The sequence below is a fragment of the Streptomyces sp. NPDC101166 genome, assembly GCF_044768125.1.
In the GTDB taxonomy this organism is placed as follows: Bacteria; Actinomycetota; Actinomycetes; order Streptomycetales; family Streptomycetaceae; genus Streptomyces.
The window spans coordinates 1-1,550 of sequence record NZ_JBIWPF010000096.1; the positions used below are offsets into that span (position 1 = coordinate 1).

The window sequence follows — 1,550 nt, forward strand, 5'->3', positions numbered from 1 at the left end:
CCAATTCGGCCAGATGCTCCCAGGTCACGGTGAGATCCCGGCCGGATTCGCGCGCCAGGGCGGCATAGGCGGCGGCGGTGAGCCGGGCCAGCCGATCGATGACCGCGCCGAGCGTCTCGGTGTGTACGCGGGCCGCGCCGTGCGACGGCGGCAATTGCGCCGTCACCCAGCAGTCGATCTCGTGCACCAAATTCGAACGGCGCGTGTCGAGTTCGGTGAGCTGCTCCGGCCGGGCGCTGAGCAGGCGCTCGTGTAGTCCGGTCAGATCGTGCGCGGCGCGCAATAGTGGATGTCCGGGAAAACCTGTCCCACGGCAAGCCTGAAGGACCTGGTTCTTGGATGGCAGTGTGTCCCTCATCGCTACTGCTCCTAATACCGCGACCTGCGAATTTCAAGAAGATTAGTCAGCGCAGATGACAGGCACATGTCTGCCGGTTCAACAGCCCACTGCCATTCCGCTAGGGGAACCTCGCGGCGCGCGGCGCGTAATCGGTGAGATCAGGCGGTGGCGCCACCGTCGATCACCAGATCGTGCCCGATGACGAAAGCGGATTCCGGCGAGGCCAGCCAGACTACCGCCGCCGCGATCTCGGCCGGATCCCCGACCCGGCCCAGCGGAATTGCCGAGGCCACCCGGGCGTTCCGGTCCGCGCGAGTTTCACCGGGGCGGAACGACATTCGCGTATCGGTCGCCCCCGGGCTGACCGCATTGATACGAATGCCGTCACCGATATGGTCGCGCGCCGCGGTCTGCGACAGCACGCTGACCGCCGCTTTGGACGCCGCATAGGCGGCCAGTCCCGGCCGCCGTCCATGTGAACCGATATTCGACGCCATATTCACGATGACACCGCCGCCATTGCCGCGCATATTGGCGATCTCGTGCTTCATGGACAGGAAAACCCCGGTCAGATTGACATTCAGTACCCGCTGCCAATCCTCGTCGCCGAGATCGCCGACCGCGGCCGGGGTACCCAGAATTCCGGCATTGTTGAACGCCACGTGCAGGCCGCCGTGCCGGCGCACGACCTCCTCGACCATGGCGGCTACCTGCGCCGCGTCGGTGACGTCGGCGACCACCCAGTCCGCCTTCCCGCCCTGGGTGCGAACCCGCCTCGCGGCCTCGGCCAGCTGACCCGCATCGCGGCCGGCCAGCACCACTGTGGCCCCGAGATCGGCGAACGCCTGGGCTGTCGCCCCGGCGATCGTGCCCGCGCCGCCCGTGATCAGCACAATTTTGTCATCGAATCGTGCGCTCATGACAGTCCACAGCTCCTTTTATAGAACGAACGGTCTTGAATTAAGATAGGCGTGAAGCTTGTGGATGGATCGGAAAACCGTTCAGGTGACGACGGATACGGCGACTCGGGCAGCATCACGCAGGCGCGCAGCGGAATCCGGTGCGCGCTCCAGAACTCGCACGCCTTGAAAGAAAACCAGGATGAATCGGGCAAGTGCGCGCGGATCGGAATCCGCGCCGAGTTCACCCTGCGCGCGGGCCCGGAGCAGGGCTGAAGTCAGCGTCGTCTCGAGGTAGGCCCAACTGGACT

2 protein-coding genes and 1 pseudogene are annotated in these 1,550 nt (G+C 65.5%); all 3 read right to left on the reverse strand.

Annotated elements, in window-relative coordinates:
• Positions 1 to 358 (reverse strand): DUF4254 domain-containing protein (locus ACIRS4_RS36650; RefSeq protein ID WP_404204357.1); only part of this gene is annotated, 358 nt, incomplete at its 3' end.
• 140 nt (positions 359 to 498) lie between these two features.
• The gene (locus ACIRS4_RS36655; protein WP_404204359.1) at positions 499 to 1,260 is read right to left on the reverse strand and encodes an SDR family NAD(P)-dependent oxidoreductase; all 762 of its coding nucleotides are present in this window, start codon (positions 1,258 to 1,260) and stop codon (positions 499 to 501) included.
• A gap of 81 nt (positions 1,261 to 1,341) precedes the next feature.
• A pseudogene (locus tag ACIRS4_RS36660) lies at positions 1,342 to 1,550 on the reverse strand (TetR family transcriptional regulator); the annotation flags it as partial.

Excerpts from the sequence above, each read along its gene's own strand:
- ACIRS4_RS36655 (WP_404204359.1), bottom strand. The coding sequence starts at position 1,260 with ATGAGCGCACGATTCGATGACAAAATTGTGCTGATCACGGGCGGCGCG.